This window comes from Mycobacterium sp. IDUB_21 (assembly GCF_055419425.1).
The window spans coordinates 48,249-68,581 of the sequence record NZ_JBVAXQ010000016.1 but is presented as its reverse complement, the minus strand read 5'-3'; the positions used below and the strand labels follow the sequence as shown (position 1 = coordinate 68,581).

Sequence of the window (20,333 nt, the reverse complement as noted above, 5' to 3'; positions counted from 1 at the left end):
GTTCCAGGCCCCGGCGCTACGGGTTGACGTTGAACGTCGTGGTGTAGGTCCTCGGGTGATACGGCACCGGCGGGGCGTTCTCTCCCACCGGCCAGCCCTGCGGGGTCGGCCAGGTACTGACCCGCATGGTGACCTGCTCTTGGCCGTTCGGAAGCGTCTCGATGTTGACGATGCTCGGGCCGTAGGGAACGGCCGGCTGATTGCCCGGACTGGGAATGAAGCCCGGCCCGGTGAGATCCTGCGACGGCGCCTGCAGCAAGCCCTGCGGGCTGCCCGCGGTGACGCCCACGACCTGCCCGCCGTCGCTGGCGCTGGTCATCAGGTAGCCGCCCTGGGGCAGCGCCACGATCTGATTCTCCCGGTTGGCCGCACCCAGATTGTCGAACGTGCCGACCTCGTGCAGGCTGTTCATCCAGGCGTTGGGCGGGTCACCTGCGGTCACGGGAGCCGACTGCCACATGGCGCGCTGACCGTCCTGGCCGACGTTCCCGACGATGACCATGGTTCCCGACGCCGGGTCGTAGACCCCGCTGGCCTGGGATATGCCCACCTTGGCGTCCGACCCGATCGTGGTGCCCATCAGCGGTCCCAAATCCGTTGCCGGATCGGCCAGATTCTGTACCCGTGATTCCGGCGCGATGAAATTGTCCGGAGATGTGCCGGGCCCGTAGGGGCGCACGCTGTAGAAGGCGTACTGCTGGCCGTCCGGACCGATCGCGGTGCCGGTCGGGAGCGCCCGGAAACCGTCGTCGACGGGAAAGGGGTTGTCGACGTCGGGTTGCCCGGGGATGTGCAGTCGCGGGTGGCCCGTTTCGGGGTCTCCGGTGATGACGATTCCGGTTCCCGGGATGGTGGCACCCAGGTCGTAGGGAGAGCCGTCCTGCTTCTCCGGCACCGGTTCGCTGCCCGGCCCGGCGATGGTGGGATCGTGTGGCTCCGGGGCATCAGCCGGTATCTCGTTGTCCACCAACCGGATGTGCGGGTCGCCGTCGTCGGCACCGCCGAGTTCGTAGCGATTGGTCAGCGTCCGTACCAGGCTCGCCTTGTGGTCGTTGTCCGCGGAGGCGTCGGTGACGACCTTGTGGATCTCGCGGGTCTTGGCGTTCAGGAACTGCTGGAACTGGCGGGAGCCGGCGGGGGTGTCCAGGCCCGGCCACCTGCTCGCGGACTGCCGGATCTCGGCCTCGATGGAGTCGAGGCGCTGCCGCGAAGCCGCGTTGTTCGCGACGGCCTCGTGCAGGATCGCCTGGAACTGTTCGTCGGCCGCCACGGACGCCGCCAGCCGGTTCGCCAGCTCTTCTTCTTGCGCCCGTGCCGCATCGGCGAAAGCACCGAGGTTCTCGGTCATAGAGCAAAGATTAGCCGGGCGGGTTTGGCCTACTTGTCCTTTTTCGCCCGGCGTTTGCCGGAGGGGCGCAGCTTTTCCTCGGCTCCGGTCGGCTCCAGTTCCGGGGCTTCTTCGCCCGCCGACTCGGTGATCTCCTCGGACCCGGCTTCGACTGTCTCGTCGTCCGGCTCGGCTTCATCACTTGCCGAGTCGTCGTCCGCGCCCTCGGATTCCTCGGTCTCGTCCTCGGATGCGTCGGACTCCTCGTCGGCGGCCGCGCCGGGCTTCTTCTCCCACCAGCGCCGTTGCTTCGGCTGCTTCTCGGTCTTGGGCTTGATGGGTTTGGGCGGGGGCGGCGGCATTTCGGCGACGAACGACAGGTAGAACGCGCCGATCCCGAGCAGTGCGATCGCGGCGGCGGCCCCGTAAATGCCGAACAACCACACCCCGGCGTTGTCCAGCGACAGCCAGATCTCGCTGATCGCGGTGCCCGCGATCAGGGTCCCGGCCACCACGTGGGCGACGATCGAGCCGGTCAACAGCGTCAGCGCCAGCTGCGGAGTCCCGTACTCCGGCTTGCGGGTGCGCTTAAGGGTGGCCGCCACCGGCAGCGCGGTCACCGCGACCAGCACCCCGAGGACGATCCGCAGCACGGTGCCCAGCATGTGCGGGGCGAAGCCGGTCAGCTCCCACCATCGGGGCAGTACGAATAGGAAGTACAACAACGCGGCGAAGGCCGAAAGCGACGCGTGCCAAACCGTGGCGACGGTGCGACTCACGCCACCTCCCATGCTCGTCAGTAGTGATTCAGGTGCGACCGGATCGCGGTGTTGCGATCCGGTCGCACCTGCATCGGGTGCGGAGGATAGGGGATTTGAACCCCTGAGGGCTATTAACCCAACCCGCGTTCCAGGCGAGCGCCATAGGCCACTAGGCGAATCCTCCGTCGGCAATGGTAGCGGTCCCCGCCGTAGGCCGCCGCTGCGCCCGGCTCCGCCGCGCTGGCGACCACCGCTGTGCCCGTTGGCGGCGGCCCGCTGCGCCCGGCTCCGCCGCGCTGGCGACCACCGCTGTGCCCGATGGCGGCGGCCCGCTGCGCCCGGCTCCGCCGCGCTGGCGACCACCGCTAGACTCGCCCGTGGACCCCGCGCGGCGTCTATCCTGTGAACTCCCCCAGGGCCGGAAGGCAGCAAGGGTCAATGGGCTCTGGCGGGTGCGCGGGGTCCCCTTACGTTTCAGGCCTTCGACCGCGAAAGGCGCACCCGTGTCGCTGCAGAACCTCAACCGTGCCGACCTGGCAGCTCAACACGAGCGCTACCAGCGGGACTACACCGAGCTGCAGGCCAAGAAGCTCACCCTGGACCTCACCCGCGGTAAGCCGGCGCCCGAGCAACTCGACCTGGCCAACGGCCTGCTGGCCTTGCCCGGCGCTGACGACTACCGCGACGACGGCGGCACCGACACCCGCAACTACGGTGGCCTGCACGGTCTGCCGGAGTTGCGGGCCATCTTCGGTGAGCTGCTGGGCATCGCGGTGCCCAACCTGATCGCCGGCAACAACGCCAGCCTGGAGTTCATGCACGACGCCGTCGTCTACTCGATGGTGCACGGCGGCGTCGACTCACCGCGGCCTTGGAAAGATGAGCCTGCGGTCAAGTTCTTGTGCCCGGTTCCCGGCTACGACCGGCACTTCGCGATCACCGAGACCATGGGCATCGAGATGATCCCGATCCCGATGCGCGAGGACGGTCCGGACGTCGACCTGATCGAGGAACTGGTCGCCGCCGACCCCGCGATCAAGGGCATGTGGACGGTGCCGGTGTTCGGCAACCCGACCGGCATCACCTACTCGTGGGAGACGGTGCGCCGGCTGGTACAGATGCAGACCGCCGCGCCCGACTTCCGGCTGTTCTGGGACAACGCCTACGCGGTGCACACGCTGACCACCGAGTTCCCGCACCAGGTCGACGTGCTCGGGCTGGCCGCCGCCGCCGGGAACCCGAACCGGCCGTATGTGTTCGCGTCCACCTCGAAGATCACCTTCGCCGGCGCCGGGGTCAGTTTCTTCGGCGGCTCGCTGGGCAACATCGCCTGGTATCTGCAATACGCCGGCAAGAAGTCGATCGGCCCGGACAAGGTCAACCAGCTGCGGCACCTGCGGTTCTTCGGCGACGCCGACGGCGTGCGGCTGCACATGCGCCGCCACCAGCAGATCCTGGCGCCCAAGTTCGAGCTGGCCGCCGAGATCCTGCAGGACCGGCTCGGCGAATCCAAGATCGCATCGTGGACCGACCCCAAGGGCGGCTACTTCATCAGCCTCGACGTGCTGCCCGGCACCGCACGGCGCACCGTCGCGCTGGCCAAGGACGCCGGGATCGCGGTCACCGAGGCCGGCGCGTCGTTCCCGTACCGCAAGGACCCCGAAGACAAGAACATCCGGATCGCCCCCTCGTTCCCGTCGGCCGAGGATCTGCGCAACGCCGTCGACGGCCTGGCCACCTGCGCGCTGCTGGCCGCCGCCGAGCATCTGCTGAGCTGACATGGCGTCGAATTAGGCATCCGTGCGGACGCCGCCGCATAAAATCTGCAAAGTGCGTCACGGAGCCCGATTTTGAAATGCGGGGGAGGCCCGAAGAATGACGATCAAGGTCGGTGTCTGGGGCTGTGCGGCGGTGGCGGCGATAGGCCTCTTTGGTCTGGGCCAGGTTCCGGCGGCGTACACCCCCAGCCGGGCGAATCCGCCGGTCGGATCCGAGGAGACCGGTTCGTTGCCGCCGCGGGCTGCCGATGAACTCGACGTCTTCAGGGCCGCAGCCGCCGATGCCGCGCTGGGGCATCCCGTGGTGTACGGCGACGGGCAGTGCTATCCGCTTATCCTGCAATACATACGGGCGCTGGGTTATCCATGGCGAAATAGAGACGCCAGTGGCAATGCCTTCGATCTCTACGAACATTTCCCCACCAATGGCCTGGGTCAATTCTTCGAACAAATCCCGTTCGACGGCGGCCTGAACCAGCCGCACGTCGGCGACATCGTCGTCTACGGGCCCGGTGGGTACGTCAGCGAACACGGGCATGCCGCAGTTGTCACGGCCGTCCGTGAAAGCGGCCCCTTATTCCAGTACGAGACGGCCGACCAGAACTCCGGCGGCCGGCTGTTCGTGACGTTGAACTGGCGTGACTTCAGCCCCATGTGGAACACGTTGGGGTATCTGCGACCCAAGGTGTAGCGCTCTGCCTGCCGGGCCTGCACCGTCGTCGGTCCGAGCAAGTAACCTGCTGGCGTGGCGCTCTACCGCAAATACCGGCCGGCAACCTTCGCCGAAGTGGTGGGGCAGGAGCACGTCACCGAACCGCTGTGCACCGCGTTGTCGGCGGGCCGGATCAACCACGCCTACCTGTTCTCCGGGCCGCGCGGCTGCGGCAAGACGTCGTCGGCGCGCATTCTGGCCCGGTCGCTGAACTGTGCCGACGGCCCCACGCCCACGCCGTGCGGGACTTGCGATTCGTGCGTGGCGCTGGCCCCCAACGGGCCGGGCAGCATCGACGTCGTCGAACTCGACGCCGCCAGCCACGGTGGGGTCGACGACACCCGAGACCTTCGCGACCGCGCCTTCTACGCTCCCGCCCAGTCGCGCTACCGAATCTTCATCATCGACGAAGCGCACATGGTGACCACCGCGGGATTCAACGCGCTGCTCAAGATCGTCGAGGAGCCACCCGACCACCTGATCTTCGTGTTCGCCACCACCGAACCCGAGAAGGTGCTGCCGACCATCCGGTCACGCACCCACCACTATCCGTTCCGGCTGCTCGCGCCGCGGACCATGCGTGAGCTGATCGGGCGCATCTGCGAGCAGGAGCACGTCGCCGTCGACGACGCGGTGTACCCCTTGGTGATCCGCGCCGGTGGGGGCTCGCCGCGCGACACCCTGTCGGTGCTCGACCAGCTGCTGGCCGGCTCGGAGCAGGACGCCGAGGGCATCAATCACGTCCACTACCAGCGGGCGCTGGGCCTGCTGGGCGCCACTGACGTCGCCCTGATCGACGACGCGGTCGACGCTCTTGCCGCCGGGGATGCCGCGTCGGTTTTCGGAGCCGTGGAGGCAGTGGTCGATGCCGGCCACGACCCGCGCCGGTTCGCCATCGACCTGCTGGAACGGTTCCGCGACCTGATCGTGCTGCAAGCAGTCCCCGACGCGGTGGCAAAAGGCGTGGTCGACGCTCCGGAAGACATCCTGGAACGGATGCACGAGCAGGCCGCCCGGCTCGGCTCGGCCACCTTGGCCCGCTACGCCGAGGTGGTTCACGCCGGGCTCGGCGAGATGCGCGGCGCAACGGCCCCGCGGCTGCTGCTGGAGGTGGTGTGCGCCCGGCTGCTGCTGCCGTCGGCCGCCGACACCGAAGCCGCGCTGCTGCAGCGGCTGGAGCGCATCGAAAGCCGGCTGGACATGTCGATCCCGGGTGCCGTCGCGCCGACGGGCGCCGTAGCGGCTGGGTCTGCTGAGCCGGGTCTCTCTTCGCGCGAGCGCTCATCGCCCCCGGCTGGGTCTGCTGAGCCGGGTCTCTCTTCGCGCGAGCGCTCATCGCCCCCGGCTGGCAAGCAGTTCGCCCGGCGGTCCCAGGCCTCCGAGCCGCCCCCCGAAACGGCATCTGCGCCGGATCCGGAACCCGTCTCCGCGCCGGAAGCCATATCCACGCCGGAACCCGATCCTGTGCCGGCAGCCCCGCCTCCGCCGTCTCCGCCGGCACCCGCCTTGGCGGCCCCGGGAGAACCCGACGCCGCCGCCGTGCGTGCGATGTGGACGACGGTGCGCGACAAGGTGCGTCAGCGCAGCCGCACCACCGAGGTGATGCTGGCCGGCGCAACCGTGCGCGCCGTGGACGGCAACACCCTGGTGCTGATCCATGAGTCGGCTCCGCTGGCCAAGCGGCTCTGTGAACAGCGCAACGCCGACGTCATCGTCGAGGCGCTCAAGGACGCCCTCGGAGTGAACTGGCGGGTGCGCTGTGAAACCGGGGCACCGTCGGCGGAGGCCGCGTCGCCCGCCGCGTCCGCCGCACCCGCACCGGTCGCGGCGGACGTGGAACGGCGAGCCGATGAGGAAGCCATGCTGGCCGAGGCGGAAGCCGAACGCTCCGACCCCGCGCCGCGCCGCGACCCCGAAGAGGCGGCCCTGGAGCTGCTGCAGAACGAGCTGGGCGCCCGTCGCATCGCTGGTGACTGACGGTCTAGGGAGTCCACCAGGGCCGCATCGGCAGGTCGTCCTCGCCGCGCTCGTCGACATTGCTGGCCAGCACGTGGTGCAGCTGACACAAGTTGCGCTCGAAGCCGAGTACCGCCGCCGCCATGTACAGACCCCACACCTTGGCGCGGCCCAGCCCGACCTCGGTGACGGCCTCGTCCCAGTGGTCGACCAGGTTCTGACACCAGCCGCGCAGCGTCTTGGCGTAGTGGAGCCGGAAGTCCTCCTCGTGCAGCACCTCGAAACCAGTCTGCTGGATCTCGGCGATGACGCTCCCCACGCCGGTGAGCTCCCCGTCGGGAAAGACGTACCGGTCGGAGAAGGCGTCACCCTTGTATGTCGAGTTGTCCGCCGTTGTGATGCAGTGGTTGAGCAACAGCCCGCCGGTGCGCAGTTTCGACTTGAGGAAACCGAAGTAGGACGGGTAATTCTTCACGCCGATGTGCTCGGTCATTCCGATCGACGAGACGGCATCAAACCCGGTCTCGGGCACGTCGCGGTAGTCGCAGTGCCGGACTTCGGCGAGCTCGGAGAGTCCTTCGTCGGCGATCGCCTGCTGCGCCCAGGCGACCTGCTCTGCCGACAGGGTGGCGCCGACCGCCCGCACCCCGCGGCGGGCGGCGTAGCGCACCATGCCGCCCCAGCCGCAACCCACGTCGAGCAGCCGGTCACCCGGTTGCAGCCGGAGCTTGTCGAAGATCAGCCGGTACTTGTTGTCCTGGGCTTCTTCCAGCGTCGCGTCCGCGTGCGGAAAGATCGCGCAGGTGTAGGTCATCGACGGACCCAGCACCCACTCGTAGAAGGTGTTCGACACGTCGTAGTGGTGGTGGATGGCGTCGGCGTCCCGGGCTTTCGAGTGGCGCAGGCCAGCCGAGATGCGGCGGCGCCATTTGGCCGGCGCTTCCTCGGCGGGCGGCGCGATCGGCCTCAGGTGCTTCAAGCCGATCGAGCGGACGATGCGGAGGAGATCCTGCGGTGATGGCTGTTTGAACTCCAGATCCTCCAGGGCCTTGAGCACCTCGTAGGGGTTGCCCGGGTGCACCCCGCGCAGTTCCAGATCGCCGGCGATGTAGGACCGCGCGATCCCCAGTTGACCCAGCGAGGTGGCCAGGTAGGTGGTGGCGCGCGGCGTGAGCAGATCCACACCCAGCGCGGTGTCGTCGGGACCGGCGCTGCTGCCGTCATAGGCGGTGACCTTGACCGGCGGTTGCCCCCCGCCGGAGAGCAATACCAGAATCTCGGCCAACCCCAGCTTGCCGTTCGTGGTGGTCGGTGCTTCGTTGCCCAGCATTTTTATCGTCATCGTTCGCCCCTCAATTGAGCAGATCCAAATGTGCAGTCGTTGCAGCTGCAGGACATGCGAATAGCCGTTCGGACGGCATTTCGAACACGCGTAACCCTGCGCCGCGATAAGCAATAGCCCGAGCCGGTGCCCGGCCCGTCACCCTAGGGCTGCCACCAGGGCCGCAGCGGTAGGTTGTCGTCGCCGCGGCCGTCGACGTTGGCGGCCAGCACATGATGCAACTGGAACAGGTTGCGCTCGAAGCCCAGCACCGACGCCGCCATGTACAGACCCCACACCTTGGCGCGGCCCAACCCGACCTCGGCGACGGCCTCGTCCCAGTGCGAGACCAGGTTGCGGCTCCATTGCCGCAGGGTCATCGCGTAGTGGTGGCGGAAGTCCTCCTCATGCAGCACCTCGAAACCGGCTTGCTGGACCTCGGTGATGATGCGGCCCGCGCCGGTGACCTCGCCGTCGGGGAAGACGTAGCGATCGGTGAAGGCGTCACCTTTATAGGTCGAGTTGTCCGGCAGCGTGATGCAGTGGTTGAGCAGCAGACCGCCGGTGCGCAACTTCGACTTGAGGAAGCCGAAGTAGGACGGGTAGTTCTTCACACCGATGTGCTCGGTGAGCCCGATCGAGGAGACGGCGTCGAAGTCGATCTCGCGGACATCGCGGTAGTCGCAGTGCCGCACCTCGGCCAGCTCGGAGAGCCCCTCGGCTTCGATCGCCCGCTGCCCCCAGGCGACCTGTTCGGCCGACAGTGTCGCGCCGACCACGCGCACGCCGCGCCGGGCCGCGTAGCGCACCATGCCGCCCCAGCCGCAACCGACGTCGAGCAGTCGGTCACCCGGTTGCAGGCGCAGCTTGTCGAAGATCAGCCGGTACTTGTTCTCCTGGGCCTCTTCCAGCGTGGCCTCGGGGCTCGGGTAGATCGCGCAGGTATAGGTCATCGATGGACCAAGCACCCACTCGTAGAACGTGTTCGACACATCGTAGTGGTGGTGGATGGCGGCGGCGTCGCGAGACTTGCTGTGCCGCAGTCCGCTGGCGGTGCGGCGCCATTTCGCCGGTGCCTCTTCCGGTGGCGGCGCGATCGGCCGCAGATTTCGCAAGCCGACCGAGCGGACGATGTTGAGCAGCGTGCGCGGTGACGGCTGCTTGAATTCGAGATCCGCCAGCGCATTGAGCACCTCGTAGGGATTCCCCGGATGGACTCCGCGCAGCTCCAGGTCCCCCGAGATGTAGGACCGGGCTATCCCGAGCTGCCCCAGCGAGGTGGCCAGGTACGTGGTGGCCCGCGGGGTCAGCAGAGCCACCCCCAGGTCGGCATCGTCAGGCCCGACGCTGCTGCCGTCGTAGGCGGTGATCTTGATCGGCGGGTCCCCGCCGCCGGCGAGAAGTTTCAGAACCTGGGCCAATCCCAGCTTGCCGTTCGTACTGAGATCGTGTTTTACCTGCGTGGTTGTCATTCGGCTCAAAAGCCCCCCGGCGACGCTAGATGGGACCGCCGTTTCCTCGACGGGTGGTTTAGGCGTCGCCTTGGCCAACCCTAGGCACGTTTTTCCAGGAGAAACAGGCCTATGGGTATAAGGATTCATAACTCGACCTACGCTGGCTCGCCTGTCTCCCGTAGCGTTGCTGACGTGACTGACACCAGGTGCGCGATCATCGGCGGTGGGCCCGCCGGAATGGTGCTGGGGTTGCTGCTGGCCCGCGCCGGTGTGGAGGTGACGCTGCTGGAGAAACACGCCGATTTCCTACGCGACTTCCGCGGGGACACAGTGCATCCCACCACGCTGCGACTACTCGACGAGCTCGGATTGTGGGAGCGTTTCGCGACGCTGTCACACAGTGAGATCCACCAGGTCGTCCTCGACGTGGCCGGACAGGGCGTCACGGTGGTTGACTTCGGGCGGCTGCGGGGTCAGCCGCACCCCTATGTCGCGATGGTGCCGCAGTGGGACCTGCTCAACCTGCTCGCCGAGTCCGCCCAGACCGAGCCAACTTTCACTCTGCGGATGCAGACGGAGGTCACCGGACTGCTGCATGAGAACGGACGGGTTGTCGGGGTGCGCTATCAGGGCCCCGACGGCCCGGGCGAACTTCGAGCCGAGCTCACGGTGGCCTGCGACGGGCGGTGGTCGGTGGCGCGGCAAGAAGCCGGCCTGAATTCACGCGAGTTTCCAGTGAATTTCGATGTGTGGTGGTTCCGCCTGCCGAACGACGGCGGTGCGCAGCCGACGCTGCTGCCTCGACTCGGGCCGGGCAGGGCCGCGATCATGATTCCGCGTGAGGGTTATTTCCAGGTTGCCTACCTGGGGAGCAAAGACGAGGCGGCGGCACTGCGGGCGCGCGGCATCGATGCCTTCCGGCGTGATGTCGTCGAACTCATCCCGGAGGCCGACGTGTCGACGCTACGTTCGATGGACGATGTCAAACACCTTGACGTCAAAGTGAATCGGCTGCGCGGCCACTGGCATGTCGACGGGTTGCTGTGCATCGGCGACGCCGCCCACGCCATGTCACCGGTGGGTGGCGTCGGCATCAACCTGGCGGTGCAGGACGCGGTGGCCACGGCTAGGATCCTGGCGGAGCCGCTGCGGCGGGGCCACGTCACCAACCGCGACCTGGCCGCGGTGCATCGGCGCCGGATCCTGCCCACTGTCGTCACCCAGTCCGTTCAGCGCGTGCTGCACCGCGGGCTCACACCGATTCTGCGTGGTAAGAACCTCAGCCCCCCGGCGGCTTTCGGCGCCGTGATCGCCAAACTGCCTTGGCTTTCTGCCATTCCGGCTTACCTGGTGGGCGTGGGGGTACGCCCGGAGCGGGCGCCCTCGTTTGCCCGCCGCTAGTCAATGACCCGCTAGCTCAGGGCTGCCACCACTGGCGCAACGGCAGACCGTCGTCGTCGCCGCGGTCGCCGAGCTTGGTAGCCAGCACGTGATGCAGCTGAATGGCGTTGTGTTCGAAGCCCAATCGTGAGCCGGCCATGTACAGGCCCCACACCTTCGCGGTGGCCGGGCCGACCTCGGCGACGGCCTCGTCCCAGTGCGCGACCAGGTTGGCGCACCAGTCCCGCAGCGTCAGCTCGTAGTGGTGCCGGATGTTCTCGGCGTGCAACACCTCCAGCCCGGCGTCCTGGATCTCGCTGACGATCCGGCCCGACCCGGCCAACTCACCGTCCGGAAACACGTAGCGGTCGATGAAGCTGCCGGCCGTCGGGTTCGACAGGTTGTCCCGCCGGGTGATGCAGTGGTTGAGCAGCAGGCCCCCGGTGCGCAGCCTGGACTTGAGGAAGCCGAAGTAGCCGGGGTAGTTCGCGACCCCGATGTGCTCGGTCATCCCGATCGAGGAGACCGCGTCGAATTCGGACTCGCGCACGTCGCGGTAGTCGCAATGGCGGATTTCCGCCAGGCCGGCTAACCCCTCGGAGGCGATCGCGCGCTGCGCCCATCGGGCCTGCTCCGCCGACAGCGTCGCACCGATGGCGCGCACGCCATGCCGCGCTGCGTAACGCACCATTCCGCCCCAGCCGCAGCCCACATCGAGCAGCAGGTCGCCGGGGCGCAGCCGCAGTTTGTCGAAGATCAGCCGGTACTTGTTCTCCTGAGCCTCCTCGAGCGTCGCGTCCGGGCTCGGGTAGACCGCGCAGGTATAGGTCATCGACGGCCCGAGCACGCAGGCGTAGAAGTCGTTGGACACGTCGTAGTGGCGGTGGATCGCGTCGGCGTCCCGGGACTTGCTGTGCCGCAACCCCTCCGCGACACGCCGCCACCGCGGGCGGGCCTCCTGCGGCGGCGGCGCGATCGGCACCAGGTGTTCGACCCCGATCGAGCGGACGATGTTGGCCAGCACCCTCGGTGACGGCCGCTTGAAGTGCAGTTCGTCGGCGAGTGCCTTGAGCAGCCGGTACGGATCGCCGGGATGCACGCCGTGCAATTCCAGATCCCCGGCGACGTAGGCGCGGGCCATGCCCAAGTCGCCCGGCGCGGTGGCCAGATAGGTGGTGCCACGCGGGGTCAGCAGGCTCAGGCCCAGGGGGGCGTCGTCGGGTCCGGTGCTGCTGCCGTCGTACGCGGTGAAACGCAGCGGGAGGTGGCCGTCGGTGGCCAGGGTCTCCAGCACCTCCGCGAGGCTCAGCCGGCCGGTGTGCGTCTGCTCTTTGTAGGTGGTCATCGCCGTCGCACCGCCTTGTCGTAGAGGTCCAGCAGCCGCGAGTCGGGGTCGTAGGTCTGCTTGGTCTTCCGGTAGGTTTCACCGCCGTAGAGCTCGTCAAACTCCGCGGCGGTGTAGTACGCGTCGGAATACAGCGATTTGTGGCCCTCGAGTTCGCTCACCTTCGCCTCGATCAGCCGATTCGTGGCGCCCTCGGTGGCGCCGGCCGGCACCGAGGACCAGAAGCCGACGTTGACGTAGGTGCGGTTCGGCCGGATCGGGTACAGCGGCCAGTTCTCGCCGTCACGCAGCCGCACCGGGCACAGCCACACCGGCTCGATCGGCACGTGGGCGAAGAACCAGTCCAAGAACTCCCCGCAGCGCTCCAGGGGTACCTCGATGTCCTGCACCACCCGTTCGCGTGAGGGGGCGGTCTTCGGGTGGAGGACACTGCGTTTCTCGATCCGGTCGGCGATGGAGAACCGCTGGTCGTAGGCGATCAGTTTCGAGTAGAAACTGCTGCGTCGGTAGCGCCGCGGCCAGGCGCGCCGCATCAGCGGGTGCTGCGCCCCGAACGCCCGCGAGCACCAGAACCAGTCGGTGTCCCAGCGCCACAGGTAGTCGTGGATTCTCAGCCGGTCGTCTTTGATCCCTTGCGCGTGCTGGATCGAGCGGTAGTAGACCTGCTGACCGGTGTAGTCGCTGACGGCGCCGGGGACGTCGGTCTCGATGCCGATGCACAGGTAGCTCTCGGCGGGGGAGAACACCACCCCGTCGAGGTAGTCCACCGCGACACCGTCGAACCCTCCGGTGTCGATGATCCGGTCCATCGTCGCCACCAGGTCACCCAGGGAATCGAACCGGATGTGCCGCAACGCCACGAACGGCTTGACCGCCTCCAACTCGATCCGCAGCCGAGTCGAATAGCCCAGCGTGCCATACGAATTCGGAAACGCCCGGAACAGATCTTCATGCTTGTCCCGCGACACCGTCAACAGTTCGCCGGCGCCGGTGAGGACGTCCATCTCCAGCACCGATTCGTGGGGCAGTCCGTTGCGAAAAGACGTCGACTCGATCCCCAGGCCGGACACCGCGCCGCCGACTGTGATCGTCTTCAACTGCGGAACCACCAGCGGTGCGAAGCCGTACGGGAGAGTGGCGGCGACCAGGTCCTCGTAGGTGCACATGCCTTCGACGTCGGCGGTCCGGTTCTCCAGGTCGACGCCGATGACACTCACCAGGCCCGAGGTGTCCAGGCCCGGCGCATCACGTTTGGTGCGCGCCCGGAACAAATTCGAGGTGGGCTTGGCCAACCGGACCGACGCGGAGGCGGGAATCGCCCGGTAGCTGTCCAGCAGGCGTTGCACCCCCCGCGTGTGGGATGTCGGTGCATCGACCGGGACGGACATCACCTCCCACGCTAGCGGCGGATCGTCGGACGTGCACCCGACGCGGCCGGGACTACTGGGCTTGTTGAGGCAGAGCCTGACTGCTGAGGTAGCCGGCGATGCCGCGGGCGACGGCGTCGGCGTAACGCTGGCGGCCCGCCGGACTTTCCATCAGGGCCGCGTCCGCGGGGTTCTTCATGTTGCCCAGCTCGACGAGGATCGCCGGGTATTCGGCCAGGTTCAGCCCGGCCAGATCGGCGCGTCCCTTCAAGCCGTCGGTACCGATGTAGCTGGCCGGCGGAATGCCCGCGGCCTGCAGTTGGCCGCGCATCACCTGGGCGAACCGGACCGCCGGGCCCTCCTGCGCGGGGTTGAGCGGCGGTGCGGAGTAGTTGACGTGGAACCCCCGACCGCCCGCCGGACCGCCGTCGGCGTGGATGGACACAATCGCGCTGGGGTGCAGCGCGTTGGCCATCGCGGCGCGCGCGTCGACGCACGGCGCCGGCCCGTTGTCGTCGCCGCGGGACATCGCGGTGCGAACCCCCGCGGAGTTGAGGGCCTGGCGGATCCGCAGCGTGGTGTCCCAGGCGAAGCTGTGCTCGGGATAGCCGGTGTTGCTGGCGGTGCCGCTGGTCTGGCAGTTCTTGGTGCCGCCCCGGCCATTGTTCACCTGGCGGCTGATGGCGGCGGGATCGGCCGTGCCGCTGTGCCCGGGATCGAGGAACACGATCATCCCGGAGATGTTGCCGGGGGCCGCCGAGGACAACGGGGCGCTCGGCACCGCGGCGGCCACCACCAGGCCGGTGGTGATCGCGACGCCGACACGCAAGAGAACAGGTACGCGCACGCCGCCAACGTAGGCCGGTGCCGACTACGCTGGGTGTTTCACACGCGCCGGGTCTTGGAGCTGAAACCAAGCCGCAACCAAGTCGAGACCGCGCACGACAACGCAAGGGGAGTGTCATGCAACCAGGAGGCCCGCCCGACATGTCGGCGCTGCTGGCCCAGGCTCAGCAGATGCAGCAACGCCTGCTGGCCGCGCAGCAGGAGCTGGCCGCCACCGAGGTGCAAGGCGAAGCCGGCGGCGGCCTGGTCAAGGTCACCTCCAATGGCAGCGGCGAGGTGCTGGCCGTGCAGATCGACCCGAAGGTCGTCGACGCTGACGACATCGACACCCTGCAGGACCTGATCGTCGGCGCGCTCGCGGATGCGTCGAAGAAGGCGCACACCCTGGCCCAGGAGAGGCTCTCCCCGCTGGCCGGCGGCATGGGCAGCGCGCTCGGCATGCCGGGGGCGTAGGTGTTTGAGGGTCCGGTTCAGGACCTGATCGACGAGCTGGGCAAGCTGCCGGGCATCGGTCCCAAGAGTGCGCAGCGGATCGCCTTTCACCTGCTGTCGGTGGAGCCGTCAGAGATCGACCGGCTCACCGCGGTGTTGACGAGGGTCCGCGAAGGGGTGCGGTTCTGCGAGGTGTGCGGCAACGTCTCGGATAACGAACGCTGCCGGATCTGTTCTGATGCGCGCCGCGACTTCGCCCAGATCTGCGTCGTCGAGGAACCCAAGGACGTCGCCGCCATCGAGCGCACCCGGGAGTTCCACGGCCGCTACCACATCCTCGGCGGCGCGTTGGATCCGCTGTCGGGGATCGGCCCTGAGCAGCTGCGGGTGCGCGAACTGCTGAACCGGGTCGGGGAACGGATCGACGGGGTCGATGTCAACGAGGTGATCATCGCCACCGACCCCAACACCGAGGGCGAGGCGACCGCCACGTACCTGGTGCGAATGCTGCGCGACATCCCGGGGTTGAGCGTGACACGCCTGGCGTCCGGGCTGCCGATGGGCGGTGACCTGGAATTCGCCGACGAGTTGACGCTGGGCCGGGCCTTCACCGGCCGCCGCGCCCTGGCCTAGCCCATCTCTTGCCCTCCATCTCCCGCGAGCCTGTAGTTAGCGTGCTGACTACTCGCACTTTTTCGCGCTAACTACAGGCTCGCGACCATGTCAGTCCCCGTTGGCAGCATCTGGCCATGGGTCAGGTGTTCATCGGCAGCGAAGCGCTGGCGCAAGAGCGCCTCACCGAGTACGAGCTCCGCCGCTGGCACCGGGCCATCTACCGCGATGTGTACGTGCCGACGAGGCATGAGCCGACCCTCCGCGACCGGATCGAGGGGGCGTGGCTGCGGTCCGGACGCCGAGGAGTGATCGCTGGGGTAGCCGCCTCGGCCTTGCATGGCGCCGAGTGGGTGGACTCCGATATCCCGATAGAGCTGGTCTGGTCGAATACCCGGCCACCACGAGGCCTGATCGTCCGCGACGAAACTCTGGCCGACGAGGAGATCACCCGTAGCGGTCGATTGCCGGTCACCACCTCGGCCCGCACGGCCTACGACCTGGGCCGGCATCTGCCGCGGGGCAAGGCGATCGCCCGGATGGACGCCCTGGCGCGGGCCACGTCGTTCAGCGCCGAGGATGTGCTGCTGATCGCCAAGCGCCACCACGGTGCACGCGGTTCACGACGGCTGCGCGCGGCGCTTCCTCTAGTGGACGCAGGCGCGGCCTCGCCCAAGGAGTCCTGGCTGCGGCTACTTCTGATCGACGCGGGCTTGCCCGCCCCGACCACCCAGATCCCGGTGCGCTCGCACGTTAATGGCCGCTACTGGCCCTTCGCGTTCCTCGACATGGGGTGGGAGGACTACCGGGTTTCAGCTGAGTACGACGGGGATCAACACCGCACCGACCGCCCGCAGTACGTCAGAGACCACCGGCGCCAGCGCAAGCTGGAACGCCTGGGCTGGATCAACATCCGGGTGATCAACGAGGACGCCCCCGCCGACGTGATCGACCGGGCGCGCACGGCGCTGTTGTCCCGCGGCTGGCGACCCTAACCCGCCCTAAACCGGTTGCAGCACTTCGGAGATCGCGGCGCCGGCGGCGATCTTGGCGCGAGCCGCCCGGATCTGCTCCGGGATGCCTGCGCCCACCACGCCGACGAGCACACCGTCGCGTTCGTAGTAGGCGAGGAATCTGGGGCCCTGGTCGTCGAAGTCCTGCACCAGGTGCACGATGTCGCTGGTCCGCGGGTGGCCGAGGCACTGGATCTTGATGCCGTACTGGTCGCTCCAGAAGTACGGCACTCCCGGCCGGGCCACCGCCGAACCCAGCATCGCCGCTACCAGAATTTTCGCTTGCTCGGCGACGTTGCTCCAGTGCTCGACGCGGGCCTGGGCGCCGGTCGCGTCCCGCCAGGACGCCACGTCGCCGATCGCCCAGACGCCCGGGGCGCTGGTGCGCCCGGCCTCGTCGCACACCACGCCGCCGTCGTTGCCGTCCACGGCGACATCGCTGCCGGCCAGCCAATCGCAGGCGGGCCGTGACCCGATGCCGACAACCACCAGATCCGCCGCCACGACCGAGCCGTCGGAGAGCGTCACCGACTCGACGCCGGCGGTCCCGGAGACCGAGACCACCCGCAGGCCCGTGCGCACGTCGACACCTTCATCGCGGTGCAGCCGGGTGATCAATGCGCCGACCTGCTCGCCCAGCACCGTTGCCAGCGGGGTGGGTTGGGGCTCGACCAGCACCACCTCGATGCCGGTTCCGCGCAGACTGGCCGAGACCTCACAGCCGATGAAGCCTGCCCCGATGACCACGGCGCGGTGCGCACCCGCCGCCCGCCGGCGTAGTGCCAGACAGTCATCGAACGACCGCAGCACGCAGACACCGTCCAGTTCGCCAAACGTCGGGATGCGGTTGGGCACCAGGCCGGTGGCGATCACCAGCTGGTCGTAGCCGAGGACATCCCCGTCGGCCAGCGTCACGGTGTGGGCTGCCGTGTCGACGCTGCGGGCGGGGCAGCCGAGCCGCAAGGTGATGCGGTTGTCCCGGTAGAAGCCGGCAGATTTGAGGGCGACATCCTCGGCGCTGATGAGCGCGCGCAGCAGCATCTCCTTGGACAGCGGGGGCCGGTCATACGGTGGGTGGGCCTCGGCGCCGACGATGGTGATCGGGTCGGTGTAGTCGTTGCGGCGGAGCTGTTCGGCGGTGCGGACGGCGGCCAGACCGCCGCCGACGATCACCGTGCCATGGACGTTCCCGCTCACGGCCGCGCCATCTCCACCATCTCGAAGTCGGCTTTCGCTGCTCCGCAGTCGGGGCAGCTCCAGTCCTCATCGATGTCGGCCCAGCGGGTGCCGGGTGCGATGCCGTCTTCGGGCCAGCCCAGCGCCTCGTCGTACTCGAAGCCGCACTGCAGGCAGCGGAAGAGTTTGTAGTCGTTCATGTCGTCATCTCCAGTGATTCAAAGGTGGGTTCGAAGTGGGAAGTCAGGCCGCTACCTGGTAGCGGGCCAGGATCTTCTCCCGGCGGCGCGGAGAGATGTTGGCCCGGGTGATGTCACCGGCGTAGTGCTCCAGCACCCGGTGGTCCATCAGCTTTCGCCACACCGGCGGGAAGTAGGTCACCCCTATGAGCGCTCCATATCCGGCAGGCAGGTTCGGCGAGTCGTCGAAGCTGCGCAGCGTCTGGTAGCGCCGGGTGGGGTTGGCGTGGTGGTCGCTGTGCCGCTGCAGGTGGTACAGGAACAGGTTGGTGACCATGTGGTCGGAGTTCCAACTGTGCTGCGGTGTGCAGCGCTCGTAGCGGCCGCCGGCCTGCTTCTGGCGTACCAGCCCGTAGTGCTCGAGGTAGTTCACCGATTCCAGCAGTGACGACCCGTACACGGCGTTGATCAGCGCATAGGGGATCAGTGCGACGCCGAACACCGCGATCATCACGCCCCAGAACAGCACCGACATCGCCGATGCGTTGATGACGTCGTTGCCCGGCCAGGTCCGCGGGTCCCAGGGGTTCTTGCCGGTGCGACGGACCCGTTGCGCCTCCAGCTCCCACGCCGAGCGGATGCCGCCCCACGCGCTGCGCGGCAGGAACTCCCAGAACGTCTCACCGAAGCGGGCCGACGCCGGGTCTTCGGGGGTGGCCACCCGGACGTGGTGGCCGCGGTTGTGCTCGACGTAGAAGTGCCCGTAGCAGACCTGGGCCAGGGTGATCTTGGACAGCCACCGCTCCAGGGTGTCGCGCTTGTGGCCCAGTTCGTGGGCGGTGTTGATCCCCACCCCGGCCACCGTTGCCGCTGACAGCGCCACACCGATGCGGCCCAGCCAGCCCAGCGACCCGTCGTAGCCCAGCCAGCCCAGATCCGACGCGGTGAACAGGTAGGCGCCCAGGATGGCGCTGGCGTACTGGAACGGAATGTAGGCGTAGGTGGCGTAGCGGTAGTACTTGTCGTTTTCCAGGGTGGCCATCAACTCGTCCGGCGGGTTCTGTCCGTCGGCCCCCACCCACAGGTCCAGCGCCGGCAGCAGCAGGTAGATCAGGAACGGCCCGATCCACAGCAGCGCTTGGGAGGCGGTCTGCAGGCCGGCCTGATTCATCGCCCAGACCAGGGGCAGCATCAGGAACAACATGGTGGGCACGAACAGGCCCAACAGCCACAGGTGCCGCTTCTTGTCCTGCCAGATCGTCGGCCCGCCGGCCACCTCGGTGCTCATCGAATTAAACCTTTCGCCTGGTCATCTCACTGATGACCTCGACGTTAGGTGGGGCCGCCCGGTCGCCGCTCGTCCCGCGAAACCGGAATCCGGCCGGCTATTCGTCCTCAGGAGACTAGGGGGCCAACACGCTCGCGCCGTACCACTGGCAGAGCAGCAGCGCGATCTCGACGTCGAGGCGGTCCTCGGCGATCGGGCGGCCGCGGCGTTCGATCGCCCGCTGGATGCGGTACTTCATCGTGTTGACGTGAAAATGCAGTTGCTCGCCGGCCGCTTTGAAGCTGGAACCGGTCCGCAGGAACACCCGCAGGGTGTCCCGGAGCCGCTCGTCGGCGTCGGTCGCGCGAGCCAGGGGGCCGAGTACCTCGGCGACCCAGACCCGGGCGGCGGCCAGGTTGTCGCCGCCGAGCAGTGCCGCCGCGGACAGCCCCGGATCGCTTGCCGCGCTGACCCGAGCCGTCCCGGACGCGACCGCCAGCGTGTGTACCGCCAGCGCCTGCTGGTGTGACCGGCGGAAGCCTTCGACTCCGGGCAGCGGATCACCGATCGTCACCCACGGTTCGCCGGTCGCGGTCAGCGCGCAATCGCGGATCTGTGCCACCACATCCGCCCCGGCCGTCGACGACAGTGGAATCCACGCCCACCCGGTGGTGCTGTCGGCCGGGACGAACAGCGGCGCACCTTGGGCTGCAATCGATTCGGTAAGATTTTTGATGAAACCTTCGGCGGCGGCCAGCTTGTCGCCACCGCTCTCCGGGTACCACACGACGAGCGCCACGTGGGTACGCCGCAGCGGATAGCGAATCGCGGTTGTCATCGCGTCGACATCCAGGCTCTCGTCGGAGAGGATCTCGCGGACCCGCAACGCGCGCACCGCATTTCGGCTCTCCAGCCATCGCTCACGCTCGGCCTGGTAGACCGCGGACACCTGTTGGGACATCTCGTCGATGTAGCCGAACATGAGCGTCGACATCTCGCCCAGCACATCCAGGCGCAGGTCGGGATCCAGTTCGGCGGAACGGATCTCCTGTAACACCAGCTGCAGCGCCACCGAGTGGCCGAGCCGGTAGCCGCGCACCAAGGCGTTCACCGGAATCCCGCGCTGGGCCAGTCGGCGGGCATGTTCCAGGGCAACGGCCGGCGCGGCGATCTCCGCCGCCGGGATGTTGTGGCGGATCGCCGAGAAGTACGCATCGACATTGGCCGCCACGGTCTCATGCAGCAACTGCAGCAGCGGTGAATCCCCGGTCAGCTCCGGCGACTCCTTGGCGACCAGATCCTCGATCACCCGGATCGTCTCGACCAGGTGATCGTAGAGCCGCTCCGAGATCAGGATCGCTGCCTGTGCAACGGTGCTCTGATCCGTCATAGCCAGACCGTAGTCCG

18 protein-coding genes, 1 tRNA gene and 1 other RNA gene are annotated in these 20,333 nt (G+C 68.0%); 8 read left to right on the top strand and 12 right to left on the bottom strand.

All coding sequences use genetic code 11. The features are described from left to right. Nucleotides 1-16: 16 nt before the first annotated feature. The 3 genes from ACZYY4_RS20290 to ACZYY4_RS20280 form a co-directional block, all read right to left on the bottom strand. Complete coding sequence (locus ACZYY4_RS20290; protein ID WP_463811847.1) at nucleotides 17-1,348, bottom strand: DUF4226 domain-containing protein; 1,332 nt, start codon at nucleotides 1,346-1,348, stop codon at nucleotides 17-19. A 29-nt stretch (nucleotides 1,349-1,377) separates the two neighbouring features. Beyond that, a complete protein-coding gene (locus ACZYY4_RS20285) occupies nucleotides 1,378-2,106 on the bottom strand; it encodes a DUF485 domain-containing protein (protein ID WP_463811846.1) in 729 nt (242 codons plus the stop codon). 80 nt (nucleotides 2,107-2,186) lie between these two features. Further along, a tRNA-Ser gene (locus ACZYY4_RS20280) sits at nucleotides 2,187-2,272 on the bottom strand. A gap of 192 nt (nucleotides 2,273-2,464) precedes the next feature. On the opposite strand from ACZYY4_RS20280, the gene ffs reads away from it, so the two are divergent. The 4 genes from ffs (at nucleotide 2,465) to ACZYY4_RS20260 (ending at nucleotide 6,555) form a co-directional block, all read left to right on the top strand. Beyond that, an RNA gene (gene ffs, locus ACZYY4_RS20275) (signal recognition particle sRNA small type) lies at nucleotides 2,465-2,559 on the top strand. 32 nt (nucleotides 2,560-2,591) lie between these two features. Continuing rightward, nucleotides 2,592-3,866 (top strand): aspartate aminotransferase type Ic, encoded by a 1,275-nt coding sequence (locus tag ACZYY4_RS20270; RefSeq protein ID WP_463811845.1) that lies wholly within the window; start codon nucleotides 2,592-2,594, stop codon nucleotides 3,864-3,866. A gap of 97 nt (nucleotides 3,867-3,963) precedes the next feature. After that, nucleotides 3,964-4,557, top strand: a complete 594-nt coding sequence (locus ACZYY4_RS20265) for a CHAP domain-containing protein (RefSeq protein ID WP_463811844.1) — start codon at nucleotides 3,964-3,966, stop codon at nucleotides 4,555-4,557. Between the two features lie 54 nt (nucleotides 4,558-4,611). Then, a complete protein-coding gene (locus ACZYY4_RS20260) occupies nucleotides 4,612-6,555 on the top strand; it encodes a DNA polymerase III subunits gamma/tau (protein ID WP_463811843.1) in 1,944 nt (647 codons plus the stop codon). 4 nt (nucleotides 6,556-6,559) lie between these two features. Here the strand turns inward: ACZYY4_RS20260 and ACZYY4_RS20255 are convergent, their stop codons facing one another. Beyond that, complete coding sequence (locus tag ACZYY4_RS20255; protein ID WP_463811842.1) at nucleotides 6,560-7,876, bottom strand: class I SAM-dependent methyltransferase; 1,317 nt, start codon at nucleotides 7,874-7,876, stop codon at nucleotides 6,560-6,562. Nucleotides 7,877-8,019: 143 nt separating this feature from the next. Beyond that, the gene (locus tag ACZYY4_RS20250) at nucleotides 8,020-9,327 is read right to left on the bottom strand and encodes a class I SAM-dependent methyltransferase (RefSeq protein WP_463811841.1); all 1,308 of its coding nucleotides are present in this window, start codon (nucleotides 9,325-9,327) and stop codon (nucleotides 8,020-8,022) included. A 219-nt stretch (nucleotides 9,328-9,546) separates the two neighbouring features. Here ACZYY4_RS20250 and ACZYY4_RS20245 point away from each other — a divergent pair, with 219 nt between their 5' ends. Then, nucleotides 9,547-10,710, top strand: coding sequence for an FAD-dependent oxidoreductase (locus ACZYY4_RS20245; RefSeq protein ID WP_463811894.1), 1,164 nt, complete (start codon nucleotides 9,547-9,549; stop codon nucleotides 10,708-10,710). A 16-nt stretch (nucleotides 10,711-10,726) separates the two neighbouring features. On the opposite strand, the gene ACZYY4_RS20240 is transcribed toward ACZYY4_RS20245, so the two are convergent. Genes ACZYY4_RS20240 through ACZYY4_RS20230 form a run of 3 tightly spaced genes read right to left on the bottom strand, consistent with a single transcriptional unit; the run spans nucleotide 10,727 to nucleotide 14,248 of the window. Beyond that, entirely contained in the window at nucleotides 10,727-12,034 is a 1,308-nt protein-coding gene (locus ACZYY4_RS20240) for a class I SAM-dependent methyltransferase (protein ID WP_463811840.1), read from the bottom strand. Next, entirely contained in the window at nucleotides 12,031-13,422 is a 1,392-nt protein-coding gene (locus ACZYY4_RS20235; RefSeq protein ID WP_463811839.1) for an FAD-binding oxidoreductase, read from the bottom strand. The genes ACZYY4_RS20240 and ACZYY4_RS20235 overlap by 4 nt, the downstream gene beginning before the upstream one ends. A gap of 52 nt (nucleotides 13,423-13,474) precedes the next feature. Next, the gene (locus ACZYY4_RS20230) at nucleotides 13,475-14,248 is read right to left on the bottom strand and encodes an Rv3717 family N-acetylmuramoyl-L-alanine amidase (protein ID WP_463811838.1); all 774 of its coding nucleotides are present in this window, start codon (nucleotides 14,246-14,248) and stop codon (nucleotides 13,475-13,477) included. 116 nt (nucleotides 14,249-14,364) lie between these two features. On the opposite strand from ACZYY4_RS20230, the gene ACZYY4_RS20225 reads away from it, so the two are divergent. The 3 genes from ACZYY4_RS20225 to ACZYY4_RS20215 all read left to right on the top strand — a co-directional run bounded on the left by ACZYY4_RS20225 (nucleotide 14,365) and on the right by ACZYY4_RS20215 (nucleotide 16,286). Then, complete coding sequence (locus tag ACZYY4_RS20225; protein WP_463811837.1) at nucleotides 14,365-14,700, top strand: YbaB/EbfC family nucleoid-associated protein; 336 nt, start codon at nucleotides 14,365-14,367, stop codon at nucleotides 14,698-14,700. Then, on the top strand, nucleotides 14,701-15,312 hold the full coding sequence (gene recR / locus ACZYY4_RS20220; RefSeq protein ID WP_463811836.1) for a recombination mediator RecR: 612 nt from the start codon (nucleotides 14,701-14,703) through the stop codon (nucleotides 15,310-15,312). A gap of 116 nt (nucleotides 15,313-15,428) precedes the next feature. Next, on the top strand, nucleotides 15,429-16,286 hold the full coding sequence (locus tag ACZYY4_RS20215) for a hypothetical protein (protein ID WP_463811835.1): 858 nt from the start codon (nucleotides 15,429-15,431) through the stop codon (nucleotides 16,284-16,286). Nucleotides 16,287-16,292: 6 nt separating this feature from the next. Here ACZYY4_RS20215 and ACZYY4_RS20210 read toward each other — a convergent pair whose 3' ends face one another. From ACZYY4_RS20210 to ACZYY4_RS20195, 4 genes are all read right to left on the bottom strand, one after another. After that, nucleotides 16,293-17,501 carry an NAD(P)/FAD-dependent oxidoreductase gene (locus ACZYY4_RS20210; RefSeq protein ID WP_463811834.1) on the bottom strand — a complete coding sequence of 403 codons (1,209 nt, stop codon included), beginning with the start codon at nucleotides 17,499-17,501 and terminating at the stop codon, nucleotides 16,293-16,295. Then, complete coding sequence (locus ACZYY4_RS20205; protein WP_463811833.1) at nucleotides 17,498-17,680, bottom strand: rubredoxin; 183 nt, start codon at nucleotides 17,678-17,680, stop codon at nucleotides 17,498-17,500. The genes ACZYY4_RS20210 and ACZYY4_RS20205 overlap by 4 nt, the downstream gene beginning before the upstream one ends. Nucleotides 17,681-17,723: 43 nt before the next feature. Continuing rightward, nucleotides 17,724-18,947: an alkane 1-monooxygenase gene (locus ACZYY4_RS20200; protein ID WP_463811832.1), complete on the bottom strand. Its 1,224-nt coding sequence runs from the start codon at nucleotides 18,945-18,947 to the stop codon at nucleotides 17,724-17,726. Nucleotides 18,948-19,062: 115 nt separating this feature from the next. Then, nucleotides 19,063-20,316, bottom strand: coding sequence for a PucR family transcriptional regulator (locus ACZYY4_RS20195; protein ID WP_463811831.1), 1,254 nt, complete (start codon nucleotides 20,314-20,316; stop codon nucleotides 19,063-19,065). Nucleotides 20,317-20,333 lie beyond the last annotated feature (17 nt).

Coding starts and splice junctions, on each gene's coding strand:
- ACZYY4_RS20255 (WP_463811842.1), bottom strand. CDS start 7,876: ATGACGATAAAAATGCTGGGCAACGAAGCACCGACCACCACGAACGGC.
- ACZYY4_RS20205 (WP_463811833.1), bottom strand. CDS start 17,680: ATGAACGACTACAAACTCTTCCGCTGCCTGCAGTGCGGCTTCGAGTAC.
- ACZYY4_RS20245 (WP_463811894.1), top strand. CDS start 9,547: ATGGTGCTGGGGTTGCTGCTGGCCCGCGCCGGTGTGGAGGTGACGCTG.
- ACZYY4_RS20250 (WP_463811841.1), bottom strand. CDS start 9,327: ATGACAACCACGCAGGTAAAACACGATCTCAGTACGAACGGCAAGCTG.
- ACZYY4_RS20225 (WP_463811837.1), top strand. CDS start 14,365: ATGCAACCAGGAGGCCCGCCCGACATGTCGGCGCTGCTGGCCCAGGCT.
- ACZYY4_RS20200 (WP_463811832.1), bottom strand. CDS start 18,947: ATGAGCACCGAGGTGGCCGGCGGGCCGACGATCTGGCAGGACAAGAAG.
- ACZYY4_RS20215 (WP_463811835.1), top strand. CDS start 15,429: ATGGGTCAGGTGTTCATCGGCAGCGAAGCGCTGGCGCAAGAGCGCCTC.
- ACZYY4_RS20290 (WP_463811847.1), bottom strand. CDS start 1,348: ATGACCGAGAACCTCGGTGCTTTCGCCGATGCGGCACGGGCGCAAGAA.
- ACZYY4_RS20240 (WP_463811840.1), bottom strand. CDS start 12,034: ATGACCACCTACAAAGAGCAGACGCACACCGGCCGGCTGAGCCTCGCG.
- ACZYY4_RS20265 (WP_463811844.1), top strand. CDS start 3,964: ATGACGATCAAGGTCGGTGTCTGGGGCTGTGCGGCGGTGGCGGCGATA.
- ACZYY4_RS20195 (WP_463811831.1), bottom strand. CDS start 20,316: ATGACGGATCAGAGCACCGTTGCACAGGCAGCGATCCTGATCTCGGAG.
- ACZYY4_RS20235 (WP_463811839.1), bottom strand. CDS start 13,422: ATGTCCGTCCCGGTCGATGCACCGACATCCCACACGCGGGGGGTGCAA.